Raw genomic sequence first — 20,245 nt, 5'->3', positions numbered from 1 at the left:
CGATGACTGACTATGGCCGGGGCTCCGGCTCCGAACCGTGGCACCCCGAGGACCCGCTCTTCGGCGATGTCTACGAGCAGGGGTACCAGGCTCAGGGACACCCGGGTCAGGGACACCCGGGTGAGGGATACCAGGACCAGGGGTACCCGCAGCAGTCGCAGGCGCAGCAGCCCGCGCAGCAGCAGGGCGGCTGGCAGGACCCGTACGCGACCGGCCAGCACCAGCAGCAGTACCCCCAGCAGGGCCAGCACCCGCAGGGCCAGGGCGGCTACCCGCAGCCCCCCCAGCAGCAGTACCCGCAGCAGGGCCAGCACCCGCAGGCCCAGCAGCAGTACCCGCAGCACCCCCAGCACCCGCAGCAGGGCCAGCAGCAGTACCCGCAGGCCGGTTACGAGGGGTACGACACCGGCTCGTACGCCACCGGCGGCTACGGCCACCAGGACCCGTACGGCGGTCACCAGCCGCAGGACCCCTACGGCTCCCAGCAGGACTTCTACGGGCAGAACGGCTACCCGCCGCCGCAGCAGCCGCAGCAGCCGCAGTACCGGCAGCAGCCGCAGCAACCCCAGCAGCCCCAGCAGGGGATGCCGCAGGGCGGGATGCCGCCGCAGCAGCAGGGCATGCCCGGCCAGCCCGGCCCGATGCAGCCCGGCGGACCCCAGCAGGCCGGCGTGCAGGGCAGGACGGCGGCGCCCGGTCAGGGCGGCCGCCCGCAGGAGCCCGCAGCCCGCCCGCTGCGCACCGCCCCCGAGGAGACCGGCGACTGGAACGCGGGCGAGGACGCGGACCCCCGCGAGCACGCCTTCTTCGCGAGCCGCGACGACGAGGACGACGAGGACGACGCCCCCGCGGGCCAGGGCGGCCGCAGGGCGGGCAAGTCGGGCCCCAAGGGCGGCAAGAAGCGCCGCAGCGGCTGCGCCTGCCTGGTCGTCGCGGCCGTGCTGGTGGGCGGCGTCGGCGGCGCCGGCTACTTCGGCTACTCCTTCTACGAGAGCCACTTCGGCCCGGCCCCCGACTTCTCCGGCGACGGCAGCGGCGACGTGCAGGTCGAGGTCCCGCAGGGCGCCTCGCTCAACACCATCGGCAACATCCTGAAGAAGGCCGGCGTGGTGAAGAGCGTCGACGCCTTCGCCTCCGCGGCCGGCAAGAACCCCAAGGGCCGGTCGATCCAGCCCGGCATCTACGTGCTGAAGCGGCAGATGGCGTCGGCCGCCGCGGTGACGCTGATGCTCGACCCGAAGTCGCAGAGCGCGATGATCGTCCGTGAGGGCGAGCGCGACAAGGACGTCTACAAGGACATCGACCAGCACCTCGGCATCACCCCCGGCACCACCGAGCGGGTCGCCAAGGCGCAGTGGAGGACCTTCGGGCTGCCGGCCTGGGCGAACTCCGCGCCGCACATAAAGGACCCGCTGGAGGGCTTCCTCTTCCCGTCCCGGTACAGCGCCGCCAAGGGCGTGAAGCCCGAGGCCGTGCTCAAGCAGATGGTCGGCCAGGCGAAGGAGCAGTACGCGCAGTTCGACCTGGCCGCCGAGGCGAAGAAGCAGGGCCTGGCCACGCCGCTGCAGCTGCTCACCGTCGCCAGCCTCGCGCAGGCCGAGGGCAAGAGCAGCGACGACTTCGCCAAGATGGCCAAGGTGGTCTACAACCGCAGGGACCCGTCGAACCCGCAGACCTACGGTTTCCTGCAGTTCGACTCGACGTACAACTACGCCAGGAACATCAGCGCCACGAACATCAGCCTGGCCAAGATCAGGTCGTACGACGACCCCTACAACACGTACAAGTACAAGGGCCTGCCGCCCGGTCCGATCGGCAACCCGGGGCTGGTGGCGCTGAAGGCCGCGATGAACCCCGACCCGGGCAACTGGTACTACTTCATCTCGCTGGACAACGACGCCACCAAGTTCACCGAGACGAAGGCCGAGTTCGACAAGCTCTACAACCAGTACAACAGGCAGTAGGGGAGCGGTTCCGTGCACACGAGCAGCGGCGCGCCCGCCCCGGCCGGGCACCGCGCCGCGGTGCTCGGCTCGCCGATCGCCCACTCGCTCTCGCCGGTGCTGCACCGCGCCGCCTACAGCGCGCTCGGGCTCGACGGGCGGCGCTACGACCGGTTCGAGGTCGACGAGGCCGCGCTGCCCGGCTTCGTCGCGGAGCTGGCGCCGGGGGAGTGGTCGGGGCTGTCGCTGACCATGCCGCTCAAGCGCGCGGTCATCCCGCTGCTGGACGAGGTCACCGAGACCGCCGCCGCGGTGGAGGCGGTCAACACCGTGGTGTTCGGCGCCGACGGCGGCCGGTACGGCGACAACACCGACGTGCCGGGGATGCTCGCGGCGCTGGCCGAACGCGGCATCACCTCGGTGGAGTCGGCGGCGGTCCTCGGCGCCGGCGCCACCGCCTCCTCCGCGCTGGCCGCGCTCGCCCGGATCTGCGCCGGCCCGGTCACCGCCTACGTGCGCGGGCCCGAGCGGGCCGCGCAGATGCGGCAGTGGGGCGAGCGGCTCGGCGTCACCGTGCGCACCGCGGACTGGGCGGACGCCGCCGAGGCGCTGCGTGAGCCGCTGGTCGTCGCCACCACGCCGGCCGGCGCCGCCGACCACCTCGCCGACGCGGTCCCGGCCGCCCCGGCCGCGCTCTTCGACGTGCTCTACGACCCGTGGCCGACCCGGCTCGCGGCCGCCTGGTCCGCCCACCTGGGCGCCGTCGTCAGCGGCCTCGACCTGCTCGTGCACCAGGCGGTCCTCCAGGTCGAGCAGCACACCGGGCAGGGGCCGGCCCCGCTCGCCGCCATGCGCGCCGCGGGCGAGGCCGCGCTGGCCGCCGCGCACTGACACCGGCCACCGGCCCGCGCCGCGCTCAGCCTCTCCCTCCCCCCGGGGGATTTCGCCCCGATCCCGTCCGCACGCTGGACTACGTCAGGTCGTGACGCCCGGTCGTGGGAGGATCGAGGGACAGCACGGGACGCCGCCGATCGGGGGCGGACGCCCCGGGACGGCACGTCGAGGGAGCACCGTTGAGCAGGTTGCGCTGGCTGACCGCGGGGGAGTCGCACGGACCCGCGCTCGTCGCGACGCTGGAAGGACTGCCCGCCGGAGTGCCCGTCACCACGGACCTGGTGGCGGACGCGCTCGCGCGGCGACGGCTCGGCTACGGTCGCGGCGCCCGGATGAAGTTCGAGCGCGACGAGGTGACCTTCCTCGGCGGCGTCCGGCACGGACTGACCATGGGCAGCCCGGTCGCGATCATGGTCGGCAACACCGAGTGGCCCAAGTGGGAGCAGGTCATGGCGGCCGACCCGGTCGACCCCGGGATCCTCGCGGGACTGGCCCGCAACGCCCCGCTGACCCGGCCCCGCCCTGGCCACGCGGACCTCGCGGGCATGCAGAAGTACGACCTGGACGAGGCCCGCCCGGTGCTGGAGCGGGCCAGCGCCCGCGAGACCGCCGCCCGCGTCGCGCTCGGCGCCGTCGCCCGCTCCTACCTCAAGGAGACCGCGGGCATCGAGATCGTCTCCCACGTGGTGGAGCTGGCCGCGGCCAAGGCGCCGTACGGTGTCGTCCCGGTGCCCGGCGACGAGGCCAGGCTCGACGCCGACCCGGTGCGCTGCCTCGACGCCGACGCGAGCAAGGCGATGGTCGCCGAGATCGACCAGGCCCACCAGGACGGCGACACCCTCGGCGGCGTCGTCGAGGTGCTGGCCTACGGGGCGCCGGTCGGCCTCGGCTCGCACGTCCACTGGGACCGCAGGCTCGACGCGCGGCTGGCCGCCGCCCTGATGGGCATCCAGGCGATCAAGGGCGTCGAGGTCGGCGACGGCTTCGAGCTGGCCCGGGTGCCGGGCTCGCAGGCGCACGACGAGATCCTGCCGGGAGCCGACGGGGTGCGGCGCTCCTCCGGCCGCTCCGGCGGCACCGAGGGCGGCATGAGCACCGGCGAGGCCCTGCGGGTGCGCGCCGCGATGAAGCCCATCGCGACGGTGCCGCGCGCGCTGCGCACCATCGACACCACCACCGGCGAGGCCGCCCAGGCCCACCACCAGCGCTCCGACGTGTGCGCGGTGCCCGCCGCCGGCATCGTCGCCGAGGCGATGGTGGCGCTGGTGCTGGCCGACGCGGTCGCCGAGAAGTTCGGCGGCGACTCGGTCATCCAGACCCGCCGCAACGTGCGCGGCTACCTCGACCACCTGGTCGTCAGGTGACCGCCGTGGACGCGCCGGAGCCCACCGGGCGGCGCGCGCACGGCGGACCGCCGGCCGTGGTGCTGGTCGGGCCGCCCGGCGCGGGCAAGACCACGGTCGGCCGGGTGCTCGCCGACCGGCTCGGCCTCGCCTACCGGGACACCGACGCGGACATCGAGCTGGCCGCGGGCAAGCCGATCGCGGAGATCTTCATCGACGAGGGCGAACCGCACTTCCGCGACCTGGAGCGTGCCGCGGTGCGCGCCGCGCTCGAAGGCCACGGCGGGGTGCTGTCACTCGGCGGCGGCGCCGTGATGGACGACGGCGTCCGCGCCCTGCTGGCCGGCCTGCCGGTGGCCTTCCTCGACGTCGGCCTGCACGACGCGGTGCGCCGCGTCGGCCTCGACGCCCCGCGCCCGCTGCTGGCGGTCAACCCCCGGCAGCGCTGGCGCGAGCTGATGGACGTCCGCCGCCCGCTGTACACCGAGGTCGCGCGCGCCGTGGTCGCCACCGACGACCGGACACCGCAGGACGTGGCCGCCGCCGTACTCGACGCACTCCAACTGAAGGACGCATGAGCGACAACCCCACCGGCCGGGACCCGGGCACGGACACCGACCCGCGCACGGACCCGGCCGCGGACCGCGGCCAGGTCGCGCCGCCCACCCGCATCCGGGTCGGCGGCACCGCGGGCACCGACCCGTACGAGGTGCTCGTCGGCCACCAGCTGCTCGGCGAGCTGCCGGGGCTGATCGGCCCCAAGGCGCTGCGGGTGGCCGTGCTGCACCCCGAGGCGCTGGCCGGGACCGGCGAGGCGATCCGCGAGGACCTGGCGGAGCAGGGCTACCAGGCGATCGCGATCCAGCTGCCCAACGCCGAGGAGGCCAAGACCGCCGAGGTCGCCGCCTACTGCTGGAAGGCGCTCGGCCAGACCGGCTTCACCCGCACCGACGTCGTGATCGGCGTCGGCGGCGGCGCCACCACCGACCTGGCCGGGTTCGTCGCCGCGACCTGGCTGCGCGGCGTGCGGTGGATCGCGGTGCCCACCACGGTGCTCGGCATGGTGGACGCGGCCGTCGGCGGCAAGACCGGGATCAACACCGCCGAGGGCAAGAACCTGGTCGGCGCCTTCCACCCGCCCGCCGGAGTGCTCTGCGACCTCGCGGCCCTCGACTCGCTGGCCCCCCACGACTACGTCAGCGGCCTCGCCGAGGTGATCAAGGCCGGGTTCATCGCCGACCCGGCCATCCTGGAGCTGGTCGAGGCCGACCCGGCCGCCGCCCGCACCCCGCGCGGGCCGCACACCGCGGAGCTGATCGAGCGGGCCATCCGGGTCAAGGCCGACGTGGTCTCGGCGGACCTCAAGGAGTCCGGGCTGCGCGAGATCCTCAACTACGGGCACACCCTCGCGCACGCCATCGAGAAGAACGAGCGCTACAACTGGCGGCACGGCGCCGCGGTCTCGGTCGGCATGGTCTTCGCCGCCGAGCTCGGCCGTCTCGCCGGGCGGCTGGACGACGCGACGGCCGATCGGCACCGCGCGGTGCTCGGCTCCGTCGGGCTGCCGCTGACCTACCGCGGCGACCAGTGGCCGCGCCTGGTCGAGGCGATGAAGGTCGACAAGAAGTCCCGCGGCGACCTGCTGCGGTTCATCGTGCTCGACGGCCTCGGCAAGCCGACCGTGCTGGAGGGCCCGGACCCGGCGGTGCTGCTCGCCGCCTACGGCGAGGTGTCCGCGTGACCCGCCGGGTGCTGGTGCTCAACGGCCCCAATCTCGGCCGGCTCGGCTCCCGCGAGCCGGACGTCTACGGCTCCACCTCGTACGCCGGGCTGGTCGAGGCGTGCAGCAAGCTGGGCGCGGAGCTGGGCTTCGACGTCGAGGTCCGCGAGACCAACGACGAGGGCGAGATGATCCGCTGGCTGCACGAGGCCGCGGACGGGCGGCTGCCGGTGGTGATCAACCCCGGCGCGTTCACCCACTACTCGTACGGCATGCGCGACGCCGCCGCCCAGCGCACCGCGCCGCTGATCGAGGTGCACATCTCCAACCCGTACGCCCGTGAGGAGTTCCGCCACAACTCGGTGATCGCCGCGGTGGCCTCCGGCACGGTCGCGGGCTTCGGCATCGGCTCCTACCGGCTCGCGCTGCGCGCCCTCGCCGAGGAGCCCGGCGCCTAGGCCGTGTCCGGCACATCCCGTCTGTCCCGCGGCGCCTGGCACGCACAGTCGCCGCGTTGTCGGCCGTCCGCACGGCCCAGGGCCTGTCGTTCGGATCTCGGCGTCGTCGCCGGTGGCACGGGGTGCGCGGGGCGTGCCGGCCGCCGGCGGGCACGCGGAGGGCCACTCGTGCGTTTACCCACGGACGCCCCGGTGGCGGTACCGTTCGCTGTCGACGGCCCGCCACCGGCCGGCGATGTCGCAGAACCTCCGGTACGGGATGGAGTGGGCCGAGATGCAGCACGCTGTGGGAGCGCCGGGAGCGCCGGGAGCGCCGGGAGCGCCGCAGCCGGGCAGCACCACCGGGCACTTCCCGCTGCCCGCGGCGGCGCCGGTGCACCTGCCCACCGTCGCGCAGGGGCCGATCGCGGTGCTGCTGATCGGCGCGGCCGGCGCGGGCAAGACCACCATCGCCCGGCACTGGGCGGACCACCGCGGCGCACCCACCGCGCACATCAGCCTGGACGACGTCCGCGAGTGGGTGCGGGCCGGCTTCGCCGACCCGCAGGCGGGGTGGAACGAGCACTCCGAGGCCCAGTACCGGCTGGCCCGCCGCACCTGCGGCTTCGCCGCCCGCAACTTCCTGGCCAACGGGGTGTCCTGCATCATCGACGACGCGGTCTTCCCGGACTGGCCGGCGGTCGGCCTCGGCGGCTGGAAGCGGCACGTCGGCCCCGGCCTGCTGCCGGTCGTGCTGCTCCCCGGCCTGGACGTCGTGCTCACCCGCAACGCCGAGCGGTCGGGCAACCGGCGGCTGTCGGACGAGGAGGTCGCCAGGATCCACGGCCGGATGGCCGGCTGGTACGGCTCCGGCCTCCCCATCATCGACAACTCGCAGCTCGACGTGCCCGCCGCCGCCGCGGCCCTGGACCGGGTCGTCGCGCGCAGCCTCCAGGGCCCGCCCACCTGGTGAGCCGCAGCGCCGCGCAGGTCCCGGCGGCCGCGTGATCCGGCCGGGTGCACCCCTGCGGCGGAGCCGAAAGGGCCGAAAAGGGGCAGGGCGCTCCCACCGGCCATAAGCTCGCCGCATGGCGGAGGTGCATGCGACTCGCAGAGCCCGGCTGCGCGAGCGGTGCGCGGCGGCGGGGCAGGGCGCAGCCCTGATCACACTCCCGGCGAACGTGCGCTATCTGACCGGCTGCGCGCCACCCGGCGCGGCCCTGCTCGTCGGCCCGGGGCCGCAGGACCTCCTGGTGCATCTGCGGCCGCCGCCGGACGACCCTCGGCAGGACCCGCACCCCGACGACCTGGAGGCGACGGTGCTGCCCTCGCCGGACGGCGACGCGGCGGTCGCCGCGGCCGACCTCGCCCGGGAGCGGCACGCCGACGGCCTCGCCGTCGAGGAGCACCACCTGACGGTGGCCCGGCACCGGGCGCTGCGCTCGGTCACCTCCGGCATCCCGCTGACCGACCTGGCCAGCGCGGTCGAGCAGCTGCGCCTGGTCAAGGACGAGCACGAGATCGCGGCGCTGCGCATCGCCGCCGAGATCGCCGACCAGGCACTCGGCGAGCTGCTGGAGTCGATCCTGGTGGGCCGCACCGAACGGCATCTGGCCCTGGAGCTGGAGCGCCGGCTGGTCGACCACGGCGCGGACGGCCCGGCCTTCCCCACCTCGGTCGGCACCGGCCCGCACTCCGGCACCGCCCGGCACGTCCCCAGCGACCGCAGGGTCGAGGAGGGCGACTTCCTCACCGTCCGGCTGGGCGCCACCTACCGCGGATACCGCTGCGAGGTGGGCCGCACCTTCGTGATCGGCACCGCTCCCGCCGCCTGGCAGATCGAGCTGTACGAGCAGGTCTTCGACGCCCAGCGGGCCGCCCGAGAGGCGCTCGCACCCGGTGTGGCCTGCCGCGACGTGGACCGGGCCAGCCGTGAGCCGCTCACCGCGGCGGGCCACGCCGAGGGCCTCGCGCCCTGGTCCGGGCACGGCGTGGGCCTGGAAATCGACGAGGACCCGCAGTTGTCACCAGCGGCCATGGGTAAACTGGACGCTTGCGTGCCGGTCACCGTCGAGCCGGGGGTCCACCTTCCGGGCCGTGGCGGTGTCCGGATCGACGACACACTCGTCGTACGTCCCCTGGCGGACGGCGGGCCCGAGCTACTCACCATCACGACCAAGGAGCTGCTCGCCCTGTGACGGGCGTGGGCCTCCGTGGTCCCGAAGCAGCACTTTCAGGAGATTCCGCAACCGTGGCCACCACGAACGACCTCAAGAACGGCCTCGTGCTCAAGCTCGACAGCGGTCAGCTCTGGACCGTAGTGGAGTTCCAGCACGTCAAGCCCGGCAAGGGCCCCGCCTTCGTGCGCACCAAGCTCAAGCACGTGCTCTCCGGGAAGGTCGTCGACAAGACCTTCAACGCCGGGGTGAAGGTCGAGACGGCCAACGTCGACAAGCGCGGCATGCAGTTCTCCTACAAGGACGGCGCCGACTTCGTCTTCATGGACACCGAGACGTACGACCAGATCACCGTCAGCCCCGAGGTCGTCGGCGATGCCGCCAACTACCTGCTGGAGGGGTTCGAGGCGGTCGTCGCCATGTACGAGGGCGCGCCGCTGTACATCGAACTGCCCGCCTCCGTCGAGCTGGTCATCGAGTACACCGAGCCCGGTGTGCAGGGCGACCGTTCCACCGGCGGCTCCAAGCCGGCCCGCCTGGAGACCGGTTACGAGATCGGTGTGCCGCTGTTCATCACCACGGGTGAAAAGGTGAAGGTCGACACTCGTACGGGCGACTACCTCGGCCGGGTGAACAGCTAACCGTGGCTGCCCGCAACAAGGCCCGTAAGCGCGCATTCCAGATCCTCTTCGAGGCGGAGCAGCGGGGGGCCGCCCCGAAGACCGTCATGGCGGACTGGATCCGGCTCGCCCGGACCGACGACCGGCAGCCGCCGGTCACCGAGTACACGATGCAGCTGGTCGAGGGCTACGCGGCGCACGCCGCGCGGATCGACGAGCTGCTCGCGGGCCACTCGGTCGGCTGGACGCTCGACCGGATGCCCGCCGTGGACCGCAACGTGCTGCGGCTCGGCACGTACGAGCTGATCTGGGAGGACGACGTCCCGGACGCGGTCGTGGTGGACGAGGCCGTACAGCTGGCCAAGGAGTTCTCCACCGACGAGTCCCCGTCCTTCGTCAACGGCCTGCTCGGCCGCCTGCTGGAGCTGAAGCCGACCCTGGGACGGTGACCCGGCGCGGAGCCGGGCGCCGTACCACCCCGTGACCAGGCCCGACAGCAGAAGGTGAACAATATTCTGCTTCGGGCCTGGTGTGCGCCCGCACCCCGGCCCTAGATTCCGGCCCATGGACCAGGACCGGCTCCCCGACCCCCTGCTGGCACGGCTGGCCGCGCTGCGCGCCGCCGACCTGCCCGTACGCGGCGGCCGCACGATGGCGTACGTCTACGACTCGGGGCTCGCCGGCCTCGACGAGCTGGCGGCCGCCGCGCAGGCCGCCTTCGCCGGCGTCAACGGCCTGGACATGACCGCCTTCCCCAGCGTCGTCACGCTGGAGAACGACGTGGTGGCGCAGACCGCGCGGCTGCTCGGCGGCGGCCCCGGGACCGCCGGGACCTTCACCAGCGGCGGCACCGAGAGCTGCCTGCTGGCCGTGCTGACCGCGCGCGAGCACGCGCGGGCCGCCCGCGGCGTCACCGCTCCCGAACTCGTGCTGCCGGTCACCGCGCACGCCGCCTTCCACAAGGCCGCCCGGCTCTTCGGGCTGACCGTGGTGAGCGTCCCGGTCGACCCGGCGACCTTCCGGGTCCGCGCGCAGGACATGGCCGCCGCCCTCAGCGAGCGCACCGCCCTCGCCGTGGTCTCCGCGCCCTCCTACGCGCACGGCGTGCTCGACCCGGTCGCCGAGGTGGCCGCGGCGGCCGCCGAGCGGGACGTGCTGTGCCACGTGGACGCCTGCATCGGCGGCTGGCACCTCGGCCATCTGCGGCTCGCCGAGGGGCACGGCACGACGGCGCCCTTCGACCTGTCGGTGCCCGGGGTCAGCTCGCTCTCGGTGGACCTGCACAAGTACGCGTACACCCCGAAGGGCGCCTCGGTGCTGCTGTTCCGCGACGCCGCACTGCGCCGCCACGGCTGGTTCGCCCACGCCTCCTGGCCGGGCTACCCGGTGGTGAACGCGACCCTCCAGGGCACCAAGTCCGCCGGGCCGCTCGCCGCCGCCTGGGCGGTGCTCCAGCGCGTCGGCACCGCCGGCTACGTCCGGCTCGCCGAGCGCGTCCACGCGGCGACGGCGCGGCTCACCGACGGCATCGGGCGGATCGACGGGCTGCGGGTGCTCGGCGCCCCGGACGCCTCCCTGGTGGCGGTGGCGTCCACCGATCCGGCGCTGCACCCCTTCGTGCTCGCCGACGAGATGCGGCTGCGCGGCTGGTACCTGCAACCCCAACCGGCCTTCGGCGGATCGCCGGCCAACCTGCACCTGACGATGACCGCGGCGGCCGCCGACCCCGACCGTGTCGACGCCCTGCTGGCCGAGCTGGCCGCGGCGGCCGGCCGCGCCCGCCGGGCAGGACCCCCCGGCGTCGACCCGGCACTCGTCGAGCTGGCCGCCGCCCTCGACCCCGCCACCCTGGGCCCCGCCGAGGTCGCCCTCGCGCTGGAAGCGGCGGGCGTGGCCGCGGACGGCGCCCTGCCCGCCCGGATGGCGCCGGTCCTGGCGGTGCTTGAGGCGCTCCCCGCGGCCCTGACGGAGCGGCTGCTCCCTGAGGTGGTCTCCCGGCTGTACGCCGTCTGAGCCCGCCGCGCAGGGCCGCTCGGAGCCGCGCCTCGCCGCGCAGAGCAGCCGGGTGCCGCGGGCCCGCACGGGCCCGCGCAGGCAGGCGCCGCGCGGGCTGCCGGCCCGTCCGGGCCACGCAGACCGCCGCCCGGGACGCGGCCGGGAAAGGCCGCGTCCCGGGCGGCGGGACGTTTCTGCAGTTTTCGGGCGAGCCGGTCGTCAGCCCTCGTCGTGCTGGACGGCGCGGCGCGCGTCCGCGTCGAGCACACCCCAGCCGATGAGCTGCTCGGTCAGGACCGAGGGCGACTGGTCGTAGATCACGGCCAGCGTGCGCAGGTCGTCCTGGCGGATCGAGAGGACCTTGCCGTTGTAGTCGCCGCGCTGGCTCTGGATCGTCGCCGCGTAGCGCTGCAGCGGGCCGGCCTTCTCCGGCGGCACCTGGGACAGCCGCTCCAGGTCGAGGACCAGCTTCGGCGGCGGCTCGGCGGCCCCGCCGGGCGTGGTGCCGGGCAGCAGCTCCTGGACCGGGACGCCGTAGAAGTCGGCGAGCTCGGCGAGACGCTGCACGGTCACGGCGCGGTCCCCGCGCTCGTACGAACCGACGACCACTGCCTTCCAGCGGCCCTGGGACTTCTCCTCGACGCCGTGCAGGGACAGCCCCTGCTGTGTGCGGATGGCGCGGAGCTTGGCTCCGAGCTGCTTGGCGTAATCGCTGGACATATGGCTCCCCGGACGGAAACTCGGTGACTCACTGTGAGGTTACGCAGCGTAATCCGGCGTCGTCAAGCCGAATAGGGCCGACCGGTCTCTGACCTGGGCCGTCCGAGCTCCCGGAAGGCCACCTGATAAGGTCGGGTCATACCCCTGACGTCCTTTAATGCCCGTCCTGTGAGGCGGGGAAGGAGGTCCGACGACCCATGGTCGACGACCGCACCACCTCCCAGGCGGCGCCCGGCGCGCCCGCCCGTCCGGTGCTCGAGGCACCGGACATCGCCCGGGTGCTCACCCGGATCGCGCACGAGATCGTCGAACGCGCCAAGGGCGCCGACGACGTGGTCCTGCTCGGCATCCCGACCCGCGGTGTCTTCCTGGCCCGCAGGCTCGCCGACAAGCTCGCCGAGATCACCGGCCGCGCCGCCCCCGTCGGCTCGCTGGACATCACGATGTACCGCGACGACCTGCGCCTGCACCCGCCGCGCGCGCTGGCCCGCACCGAGATCCCCGGCGACGGGATCGACGGCCGCCTGGTCGTGCTCGTGGACGACGTGCTCTTCTCCGGCCGGACCATCCGCGCCGCCCTCGACGCCCTCGGCGACATCGGCCGCCCCCGCGCGGTGCAGCTCGCCGTGCTGGTCGACCGGGGCCACCGCGAGCTGCCGATCAGGGCCGACTACGTGGGCAAGAACCTGCCGACCTCGCTGCGCGAGACCGTCCGGGTCCTGCTGACCGAGGAGGACGGCCGCGACAGCGTGCTGCTCGGCCAGAAGGACGCCCGCAAGGACGACGAGCGGGCCGCCGCGGGCCCGGCCGGCGCCGCCGCGGGACCCGCAGCCGACCGGTAGCGACCGCAGAACCGGGACCCGCCGCGGTCCCGCGCCCGCGCACGCCCCCGACCGTCCGGCCCGACCGCGCCCGGCCCCGGCGCCCGTCCGTGAGGACCCCGCCGGCCACCGCCGCCGCCCGGCCCCGCCCAGCACCCCGGAGTGACCCTTGAAGCGCCACCTGATCTCGGCCGCCGACCTCACCCGCGACGACGCCCTCCTCGTGCTCGACACCGCGGAGGAGATGGCCCGCGTCGCCGACCGTCCCATCAAGAAGCTGCCGACGCTGCGCGGCCGCACCGTCGTCAACCTCTTCTTCGAGGACTCGACCCGCACCCGCATCTCCTTCGAGGCGGCCGCCAAGCGGCTGTCCGCCGACGTCATCAACTTCTCCGCCAAGGGCTCCTCGGTCTCCAAGGGCGAGTCGCTGAAGGACACCGCGCTCACCCTGGAGGCGATGGGCGCCGACGCGGTCGTCATCCGCCACCACTCCTCCGGCGCCCCCCACCGGCTGGCCGGCTCCGGCTGGATCAACGCGTCGGTGGTCAACGCCGGCGACGGCACCCACGAGCACCCCACCCAGGCGCTGCTGGACGCCCTCACCATGCGCCGCCACCTGTCCGCCCCCGGCAGGGACCTGGCGGGCCGCCGCATCACGATCGTCGGCGACGTCCTGCACAGCCGGGTCGCCCGCTCCAACGTGCTGCTGCTCACCACGCTCGGCGCCGAGGTCACCCTGGTCGCCCCGCCCACCCTGCTGCCGATCGGCGTCGAGCAGTGGCCGTGCACGGTCTCCTACGACCTCGACGCGGTCCTCACCACGTCCGACGCGGTGATGATGCTGCGGGTGCAGCGCGAGCGGATGAACGCCGCGTTCTTCCCCACCGAGCGGGAGTACGCCCGCCGCTACGGCCTGGACGGGCTGCGGATGGCGGCGCTGCCCGAGCACGCCATCGTGATGCACCCGGGCCCGATGAACCGCGGCATGGAGATCACCGCCGAGGTCGCCGACTCCCCGCGCTGCACCGCCGTCGAGCAGGTCGCCAACGGCGTGAGCACCCGGATGGCGGTCCTCTACCTGCTGCTCGGCGGCTCCGAGCCGGCCCTCGCCGGCGCGCGCCCCGAACCCGCCGCCGCCGAACCCGCGACCGTATCCGCCGCCGGCTCCGACCCGACCGAGCCGGCCCGGCCGGCCGGCGCGCCGAACGCCACCGCCGCCCGTACCGAGGAGAGCAAGTGACCACGAGCAAGACCCTGATCCGCGGCGCGAGGATCCTCGGCGGCGAGCCACGCGACGTCCTCCTCGACGGCGAGAGCGTCGCGGCGATCGGCTCCGGCCTGTCCGCCGAGGGCGCGGCCGTGATCGAGGCGGGCGGCGAGATGGTGCTGCTCCCCGGCCTGGTGGACCTCCACACCCACCTGCGCGAGCCCGGCCGCGAGGACTCCGAGACGGTGCTGACCGGCACCAGGGCCGCCGCCGTCGGCGGCTACACCGCGGTGCACGCGATGGCCAACACCTTCCCCGTCGCGGACACCGCCGGCGTGGTCGAGCAGGTGTGGCGGCTCGGCAGGGAGTCGGGCTACTGCGACGTGCAGCCGGTCGGCGCGGTCACCGTCGGCCTCGACGGCAAGCAGCTCGCCGAGCTGGGCGCGATGGCCGACTCCGCGGCCCAGGTGCGGGTCTTCTCCGACGACGGCAAGTGCGTGGACGACGCGGTGATCATGCGCCGCGCCCTGGAGTACGTGAAGGCGTTCGACGGCGTCGTCGCCCAGCACGCCCAGGAGCCCCGGCTGACCGAGGGCGCCCAGATGAACGAGGGCACCGTCTCCGGCGAGCTGGGCCTGACCGGCTGGCCCGCCGTCGCCGAGGAGTCGATCATCGCCCGCGACGTGCTGCTGGCCGCGCACGTCGGCTCCCGCGTGCACATCTGCCACCTGTCCACCGCCGGCTCGGTGGAGATCGTGCGCTGGGCCAAGTCCAAGGGCTGGGACGTCACCGCCGAGGTCACCCCGCACCACCTGCTGCTGACCGACGAGCTGGTCCGCACGTACGACCCGGTCTACAAGGTCAACCCGCCGCTGCGCACCGAGGCCGACGTCATGGCGCTGCGCGAGGCGCTGGCCGACGGCACCATCGACTGCGTGGCCACCGACCACGCGCCGCACCCGCACGAGGACAAGGACTGCGAGTGGGCGGCCGCCGCCATGGGCATGGTCGGCCTGGAGACGGCGCTGTCGGTCGTGCAGCACACCATGGTCGACACCGGGCTGCTGGACTGGGCGGGCGTCGCCGACCGGATGTCCGCCCGGCCGGCGGTCATCGGGCGGCTCGCCGGGCACGGCCGCCCGATCGCGGTCGGCGAGCCCGCGAACCTGGTGCTCGTCCACCCCGCATACCGTGGAACGGTCAATCCCGCGGAGTTCGCCTCCCGCAGCCGCAACACCCCGTACGCGGGCCGCGAGCTGCCCGGCAAGGTGGTCGCCACCTTCCTGCGGGGCCACGCGACGGTGAGGGACGGGAAGCTCACGTGACGACTCCTGCGAGCCTGCTGGCGGCTGTGACCGCACAGGGCGACGGCAAGCACTCCGCGAAGGTCACCGACTGGACCGACCGGATCGGCTGGATCGTCGGCCTGCTCCTGGTCATCGGCCTCGTCTACTGGCTGATGCGCCAGGGCTGGCAGTGGCGCCGGACCCTGCAGGGCGGCCTGCCCGAGCTGCCCCAGGCCCCCGCGCAGGCGGGCCCGCCACTGCTGACCCTCGACGGCCGCTACCACGGCTCGACCACCTCGGGGCAGTGGCTGGACCGGATCGTGGCGCACGGCCTGGGCGTGCGCAGCAAGGTCACGCTCACCCTGACCGAGGCCGGCCTGGACGTGGACCGCACCGGCGCCCCCGGCTTCTTCATCCCCGCCGCCGCGCTGCGCGGCGCCCGCCTGGACCGGGCGATCGCGGGCAAGGTGCTGCCCGAGGGCGGCCTGCTCGTGGTCGTCTGGGAGCACGGCGGCACCCTCATCGACTCCGGCTTCCGCTCCGAGCGCGCCGCAGAACACCCGCAGTGGGTGGCGCGCGTCGACGCCCTGGCCGGCGAGACCCTGCACGACAAGGAAGGCGCACGATGACCACCTCCACCCGGGCGGCCGAGCCCGCCGTACTCGTCCTGGAGGACGGCCGCGTCTTCCGCGGCCGCGCCTACGGAGCCGTGGGGGAGACCTTCGGCGAGGCCGTGTTCTCCACCGGCATGACCGGCTACCAGGAGACCCTGACCGACCCCTCGTACCACCGGCAGGTCGTCGTCATGACCGCGCCGCACGTCGGCAACACCGGCGTCAACGACGAGGACCCCGAGTCGTCCCGCATCTGGGTGGCCGGCTACGTGGTCCGCGACCCGGCCCGCACCCCGTCCAACTGGCGCTCCCGGCGCTCCCTGGACGACGAGCTGACCGCCCAGGGCGTCGTCGGCATCAGCGGCGTCGACACCCGCGCGCTCACCCGCCACCTGCGCGAGCGCGGCGCCATGCGGGTCGGCATCTTCTCCGCCGGCGCGCTGGCCGACGACGCCGCGCTGCTCGCCAGGGTCCGGCAGGCCCCCCAGATGACCGGCGCCGACCTGTCCGCCGAGGTCGCCACCGCGGAGCCGTACGTCGTGCCCGCGATCGGCGCGAAGCGGTTCACCGTGGCCGCCCTGGACCTGGGCATCAAGGGCATGACGCCGCACCGGATGGCCCAGCGCGGCATCGAGGTGCACGTGCTGCCCGCCACCGCGAGCGTCGAGGAGGTCTACGCGGCCGGCCCGGACGGGGTGTTCCTGTCCAACGGCCCCGGCGACCCCGCCACCGCCGACCTGAGCGTCATCAAGGCCGTCCTGGAGCGCTCCACCCCGCTGTTCGGCATCTGCTTCGGCAACCAGCTGCTCGGCCGGGCGCTCGGCTTCGGCACGTACAAGCTGAAGTACGGCCACCGCGGCATCAACCAGCCGGTGCAGGACCGCGCCACCGGCAAGGTCGAGGTCACCGCGCACAACCACGGCTTCGCCGTGGACGCCCCGCTCGACGCGGTCAGCGACACGCCGTACGGGCGCGCCGAGGTCAGCCACGTGTGCCTGAACGACGACGTGGTCGAGGGCCTGCGGCTGCTGGACCGCCCGGCCTTCAGCGTCCAGTACCACCCGGAGGCGGCCGCCGGCCCGCACGACGCCGCGTACCTCTTCGACCGCTTCGTCCAGCTCATGGCAGAACAGGGAGCCAAGCGTGCCTAAGCGCACCGATATCCAGTCCGTCCTGGTCATCGGCTCCGGTCCGATCGTCATCGGCCAGGCCGCCGAGTTCGACTACTCCGGCACCCAGGCGTGCCGGGTGCTCAAGGCCGAGGGCCTGCGGGTGATCCTGGTCAACTCCAACCCGGCGACGATCATGACCGACCCGGAGATCGCCGACGCCACCTACGTCGAGCCGATCACCCCCGAGTACGTCGAGAAGATCATCGCCAAGGAGCGGCCCGACGCGCTGCTGCCCACCCTCGGCGGCCAGACCGCGCTCAACACCGCGATCGCGCTGCACGAGAGCGGCGTGCTCACCGAGTACGCGGTCGAGCTGATCGGCGCCGACGTCGAGGCGATCAACAAGGGCGAGGACCGCGAGCTGTTCAAGGGCGTCGTCGAGGCGGTCCGGGCCCGGATCGGCCACGGCGAGTCGGCCCGGTCGGTGATCTGCCACTCCATGGACGACGTGCTGGCCGGCGTCGACACCCTCGGCGGCTACCCGGTCGTGGTCCGGCCCTCCTTCACCATGGGCGGCGCCGGCTCCGGCTTCGCCCACGACGAGGAGGAGCTGCGCCGCATCGCCGGCCAGGGCCTGACGCTCTCCCCGACCACCGAGGTGCTCCTGGAGGAGTCCATCCTCGGCTGGAAGGAGTACGAGCTGGAGCTGATGCGCGACAAGAACGACAACGTCGTGGTCGTCTGCTCCATCGAGAACTTCGACCCGATGGGCGTGCACACCGGCGACTCCATCACGGTGGCGCCCGCCATGACGCTCACCGACCGCGAGTACCAGATCCTGCGGGACGTCGGCATCGCGGTGATCCGCGAGGTCGGCGTCGACACCGGCGGCTGCAACATCCAGTTCGCCGTCAACCCCGAGGACGGCCGGGTCATCGTCATCGAGATGAACCCCCGCGTCTCCCGCTCGTCCGCGCTCGCCTCCAAGGCCACCGGCTTCCCGATCGCCAAGATCGCCGCGCGGCTCGCGGTCGGCTACACGCTCGACGAGATCCCCAACGACATCACCGAGCAGACCCCGGCGTCCTTCGAGCCGACGCTCGACTACGTCGTGGTCAAGGTGCCGCGGTTCGCCTTCGAGAAGTTCCCGGCCGCCGACGCCACCCTCACCACCACCATGAAGTCGGTCGGCGAGGCGATGGCCATCGGCCGCAACTTCACCGAGGCGCTCAACAAGGCGCTGCGCTCGCTGGAGAAGAAGGGCTCGCAGTTCGACTTCGCGACCCCGGTGGACCCCGCGGACAAGGACGCGCTGCTGGTGAAGGCCGGCGTGCCCACCGACGGCCGGATCAACACGGTGATGACGGCGATCCGGGCCGGCGCCACCCCGCAGGAGGTCTTCGACGCCACCAGGATCGACCCCTGGTTCGTCGACCAGCTCTTCCTGGTCAAGGAGTACGCGGACGAGCTGGCCGCCGCCGACCGGCTCGACCCGCGGCTGCTCGCCGAGGCCAAGCGGCACGGCTTCTCCGACGCGCAGATCGCCGGCATCAGGAACCTGCGCGAGGACGTCGTCCGCGAGGTGCGGCACGCGCTGGGCATCCGCCCGGTGTACAAGACCGTCGACACCTGCGCCGCCGAGTTCGCCGCCCGCACCCCGTACTTCTACTCGTCCTACGACGAGGAGAACGAGGTCGCGCCGCGCGAGAAGCCCGCCGTCATCATCCTCGGCTCGGGCCCGAACCGGATCGGCCAGGGCATCGAGTTCGACTACTCCTGCGTCCACGCGTCCTTCGCGCTGCACGACGCCGGGTACGAGACCGTGATGGTCAACTGCAACCCGGAGACCGTCTCCACCGACTACGACACCTCCGACCGGCTGTACTTCGAGCCGCTCACCCTGGAGGACGTGCTGGAGATCGTCCACGCCGAGACGGTGGCAGGGCCGGTCGCGGGCGTCATCGTCCAGCTCGGCGGGCAGACCCCGCTCGGCCTGGCCCAGGCGCTCAAGGACAACGGCGTGCCGGTGGTCGGCACCTCGCCCGAGGCGATCCACCTCGCCGAGGACCGCGGCGCCTTCGGCCGGGTGCTCGCCGAGGCCGGGCTGCCCGCGCCCAAGCACGGCACCGCGACCTCCTTCCCCGGCGCCAAGGCCATCGCCGACGAGATCGGCTACCCGGTGCTGGTCCGGCCGTCCTACGTGCTCGGCGGCCGCGGCATGGAGATCGTCTACGACGAGGCCAGGCTCGCCGCGTACATCGCCGAGTCCACCGAGATCAGCCAGGACCGGCCGGTGCTGGTCGACCGGTTCCTCGACGACGCCATCGAGATCGACGTGGACGCCCTCTACGACGGCCACGAGCTGTACCTCGGCGGCGTCATGGAGCACATCGAGGAGGCCGGCATCCACTCCGGCGACTCCGCGTGCGCGCTGCCGCCGATCACGCTGGGCGGCCACGACATCAAGCGGCTGCGCGCCTCCACCGAGGCGATCGCCCGCGGCGTCGGCGTCCAGGGCCTGATCAACATCCAGTTCGCGCTGGCCGGGGACATCCTCTACGTCCTGGAGGCCAACCCGCGCGCCTCCCGCACGGTGCCCTTCACCTCCAAGGCGACCGCGGTGCCGCTGGCCAAGGCGGCCGCCCGGATCTCGCTCGGCGCCACCATCGCCGAGCTGCGCGCCGAGGGCCTGCTGCCGGCCTCGGGCGACGGCGGCGAGCTGCCGCTGGACGCGCCGATCTCTGTGAAGGAGGCGGTGCTGCCCTGGAGCCGGTTCCGCGACCCGCAGGGCCGCGGCGTCGACACCATCCTCGGCCCGGAGATGCGCTCCACCGGCGAGGTGATGGGCATCGACGCGGCCTTCGGCACCGCCTACGCCAAGTCGCAGGCCGCCGCGTACGGCGCGCTGCCCACCAAGGGCCGGGCGTTCGTCTCGGTGGCCAACCGCGACAAGCGCGCGCTGATCTTCCCCGCCAGGGCGCTGATCGAGCACGGCTTCGAACTGCTCGCCACCTCCGGCACCGCCGAGGTGCTGCGGCGCAACGGCATCGAGGCGCGGGTGGTGCGCAAGCAGAGCGAGGGCGTCGGCCCGCAGGGGGAGCCCACCGTGGTCACCCTGATCCACGAGGGCGAGATCGACCTCATCGTCAACACGCCCTTCGGCACCGGCGGCCGCCTCGACGGCTACGACATCCGCACCGCCGCGGTGGCCCGCGGCATCCCGTGCCTGACCACCGTCCAGGCGCTCGCCGCCGCCGTGCAGGGCATCGACGCGCTGGGCCGCGGCGACATCGGCGTGCGCTCCCTTCAGGACCACGCCGACCACCTGACGGCGGCGAGGAAGCGTTGAGCCACCC

At 73.8% G+C, this 20,245-nt stretch carries 18 protein-coding genes; 17 read left to right on the top strand and 1 reads right to left on the bottom strand.

The window, feature by feature from the left end:
* The first annotated feature begins 2 nt into the window (after window positions 1-2).
* The 11 genes from mltG to V2S66_RS13015 all read left to right on the top strand — a co-directional run bounded on the left by mltG (window position 3) and on the right by V2S66_RS13015 (window position 11,147).
* Window positions 3-1,964, top strand: a complete 1,962-nt coding sequence (mltG, locus tag V2S66_RS13065) for an endolytic transglycosylase MltG (protein ID WP_330794828.1) — start codon at window positions 3-5, stop codon at window positions 1,962-1,964.
* A gap of 12 nt (window positions 1,965-1,976) precedes the next feature.
* A complete protein-coding gene (locus V2S66_RS13060) occupies window positions 1,977-2,834 on the top strand; it encodes a shikimate dehydrogenase (RefSeq protein ID WP_330794827.1) in 858 nt (285 codons plus the stop codon).
* 182 nt (window positions 2,835-3,016) lie between these two features.
* The gene (aroC, locus tag V2S66_RS13055; RefSeq protein ID WP_330794826.1) at window positions 3,017-4,201 is read left to right on the top strand and encodes a chorismate synthase; all 1,185 of its coding nucleotides are present in this window, start codon (window positions 3,017-3,019) and stop codon (window positions 4,199-4,201) included.
* Window positions 4,202-4,206: 5 nt separating this feature from the next.
* Complete coding sequence (locus V2S66_RS13050) at window positions 4,207-4,758, top strand: shikimate kinase (RefSeq protein ID WP_330794825.1); 552 nt, start codon at window positions 4,207-4,209, stop codon at window positions 4,756-4,758.
* Window positions 4,755-5,921: a 3-dehydroquinate synthase gene (aroB, locus tag V2S66_RS13045; RefSeq protein WP_330794822.1), complete on the top strand. Its 1,167-nt coding sequence runs from the start codon at window positions 4,755-4,757 to the stop codon at window positions 5,919-5,921. The genes V2S66_RS13050 and aroB overlap by 4 nt, the downstream gene beginning before the upstream one ends.
* Window positions 5,918-6,358: a type II 3-dehydroquinate dehydratase gene (aroQ, locus tag V2S66_RS13040; RefSeq protein ID WP_330794821.1), complete on the top strand. Its 441-nt coding sequence runs from the start codon at window positions 5,918-5,920 to the stop codon at window positions 6,356-6,358. The genes aroB and aroQ overlap by 4 nt, the downstream gene beginning before the upstream one ends.
* A 235-nt stretch (window positions 6,359-6,593) precedes the next feature.
* Complete coding sequence (locus V2S66_RS13035) at window positions 6,594-7,310, top strand: P-loop nucleotide/nucleoside kinase family protein (protein WP_330794819.1); 717 nt, start codon at window positions 6,594-6,596, stop codon at window positions 7,308-7,310.
* A 115-nt stretch (window positions 7,311-7,425) separates the two neighbouring features.
* Window positions 7,426-8,535, top strand: a complete 1,110-nt coding sequence (locus V2S66_RS13030; protein WP_330794817.1) for an aminopeptidase P family protein — start codon at window positions 7,426-7,428, stop codon at window positions 8,533-8,535.
* Window positions 8,536-8,588: 53 nt separating this feature from the next.
* The gene (gene efp / locus V2S66_RS13025) at window positions 8,589-9,155 is read left to right on the top strand and encodes an elongation factor P (protein WP_330794815.1); all 567 of its coding nucleotides are present in this window, start codon (window positions 8,589-8,591) and stop codon (window positions 9,153-9,155) included.
* Window positions 9,156-9,157: 2 nt separating this feature from the next.
* A complete protein-coding gene (gene nusB, locus V2S66_RS13020) occupies window positions 9,158-9,583 on the top strand; it encodes a transcription antitermination factor NusB (protein ID WP_330794814.1) in 426 nt (141 codons plus the stop codon).
* Between the two features lie 115 nt (window positions 9,584-9,698).
* The gene (locus V2S66_RS13015; protein ID WP_330794813.1) at window positions 9,699-11,147 is read left to right on the top strand and encodes a pyridoxal phosphate-dependent decarboxylase family protein; all 1,449 of its coding nucleotides are present in this window, start codon (window positions 9,699-9,701) and stop codon (window positions 11,145-11,147) included.
* Window positions 11,148-11,348: 201 nt separating this feature from the next.
* On the opposite strand, the gene bldD is transcribed toward V2S66_RS13015, so the two are convergent.
* Complete coding sequence (gene bldD, locus V2S66_RS13010) at window positions 11,349-11,849, bottom strand: transcriptional regulator BldD (RefSeq protein ID WP_329180771.1); 501 nt, start codon at window positions 11,847-11,849, stop codon at window positions 11,349-11,351.
* 197 nt (window positions 11,850-12,046) lie between these two features.
* On the opposite strand from bldD, the gene pyrR reads away from it, so the two are divergent.
* The 6 genes from pyrR to carB all read left to right on the top strand — a co-directional run bounded on the left by pyrR (window position 12,047) and on the right by carB (window position 20,238).
* On the top strand, window positions 12,047-12,691 hold the full coding sequence (gene pyrR / locus V2S66_RS13005) for a bifunctional pyr operon transcriptional regulator/uracil phosphoribosyltransferase PyrR (RefSeq protein ID WP_330794812.1): 645 nt from the start codon (window positions 12,047-12,049) through the stop codon (window positions 12,689-12,691).
* Between the two features lie 148 nt (window positions 12,692-12,839).
* A complete protein-coding gene (locus V2S66_RS13000) occupies window positions 12,840-13,910 on the top strand; it encodes an aspartate carbamoyltransferase catalytic subunit (RefSeq protein WP_330794811.1) in 1,071 nt (356 codons plus the stop codon).
* Window positions 13,907-15,202 carry a dihydroorotase gene (locus V2S66_RS12995; RefSeq protein ID WP_330794810.1) on the top strand — a complete coding sequence of 432 codons (1,296 nt, stop codon included), beginning with the start codon at window positions 13,907-13,909 and terminating at the stop codon, window positions 15,200-15,202. Before V2S66_RS13000 ends, V2S66_RS12995 begins: the two co-directional genes overlap by 4 nt.
* Window positions 15,199-15,792 (top strand): PH-like domain-containing protein, encoded by a 594-nt coding sequence (locus V2S66_RS12990; protein ID WP_330794809.1) that lies wholly within the window; start codon window positions 15,199-15,201, stop codon window positions 15,790-15,792. The genes V2S66_RS12995 and V2S66_RS12990 overlap by 4 nt, the downstream gene beginning before the upstream one ends.
* Window positions 15,789-16,928 (top strand): glutamine-hydrolyzing carbamoyl-phosphate synthase small subunit, encoded by a 1,140-nt coding sequence (gene carA / locus V2S66_RS12985; protein ID WP_330794808.1) that lies wholly within the window; start codon window positions 15,789-15,791, stop codon window positions 16,926-16,928. The genes V2S66_RS12990 and carA overlap by 4 nt, the downstream gene beginning before the upstream one ends.
* Entirely contained in the window at window positions 16,921-20,238 is a 3,318-nt protein-coding gene (gene carB / locus V2S66_RS12980; RefSeq protein WP_330794807.1) for a carbamoyl-phosphate synthase large subunit, read from the top strand. The genes carA and carB overlap by 8 nt, the downstream gene beginning before the upstream one ends.
* Window positions 20,239-20,245 lie beyond the last annotated feature (7 nt).

Source organism: Actinacidiphila polyblastidii (assembly GCF_036353415.1).
GTDB classification, from domain to species: domain Bacteria; phylum Actinomycetota; class Actinomycetes; order Streptomycetales; family Streptomycetaceae; genus Actinacidiphila; species Actinacidiphila polyblastidii.
This window is presented reverse-complemented; position numbering and strand designations above follow the sequence as displayed.

Bases quoted from the DNA above. Each gene is read 5' to 3' on its own strand.
- mltG (WP_330794828.1), top strand. From the start codon at position 3: ATGACTGACTATGGCCGGGGCTCCGGCTCCGAACCGTGGCACCCCGAG.
- aroB (WP_330794822.1), top strand. From the start codon at position 4,755: ATGAGCGACAACCCCACCGGCCGGGACCCGGGCACGGACACCGACCCG.
- V2S66_RS13035 (WP_330794819.1), top strand. From the start codon at position 6,594: ATGTCGCAGAACCTCCGGTACGGGATGGAGTGGGCCGAGATGCAGCAC.
- V2S66_RS13030 (WP_330794817.1), top strand. From the start codon at position 7,426: ATGGCGGAGGTGCATGCGACTCGCAGAGCCCGGCTGCGCGAGCGGTGC.
- V2S66_RS13015 (WP_330794813.1), top strand. From the start codon at position 9,699: ATGGACCAGGACCGGCTCCCCGACCCCCTGCTGGCACGGCTGGCCGCG.
- bldD (WP_329180771.1), bottom strand. From the start codon at position 11,849: ATGTCCAGCGATTACGCCAAGCAGCTCGGAGCCAAGCTCCGCGCCATC.
- pyrR (WP_330794812.1), top strand. From the start codon at position 12,047: ATGGTCGACGACCGCACCACCTCCCAGGCGGCGCCCGGCGCGCCCGCC.
- carA (WP_330794808.1), top strand. From the start codon at position 15,789: ATGACCACCTCCACCCGGGCGGCCGAGCCCGCCGTACTCGTCCTGGAG.